1 protein-coding gene is annotated in these 286 nt (G+C 67.8%); it reads right to left on the bottom strand.

The window, feature by feature from the left end:
• On the bottom strand, positions 1-286 hold a 286-nt coding region (locus AAEY83_RS14070), incomplete at both ends, for a hypothetical protein (RefSeq protein ID WP_351059779.1).

The following is a 286-nucleotide window of genomic DNA, read 5'->3' on the forward strand; positions in this document are numbered from 1 at the left end:
GGTAGATGTTGGCCTTGCGCTTGGTGTACTGCCAAACGTTCTGCACCACATCCACCACGGCCGGGCCGGGCACTTGCAGCGTGGTCTGCGGCTGGCTGGGATCCACGCCGTTGGACGCGGCGATGGGGCTGTCGGCCAGGGAAACCGAAAGATCAGCCGGCCGGAAGCCAGCTTCCAGCACGATGCGCTGCGCCTCCGGCGACTGCACGAAATCGCGCAGCGCGCGCCAGGTCTGCCGCTGATTGTCGGTGACCGCGCCCGTCTCCAGCAGGGCCAGCGGATGGTC

The organism is Psychrobacter sp. TB20-MNA-CIBAN-0197 (assembly GCF_040309765.1).
GTDB classification, from domain to species: domain Bacteria; phylum Pseudomonadota; class Gammaproteobacteria; order Pseudomonadales; family Moraxellaceae; genus Psychrobacter; species Psychrobacter submarinus.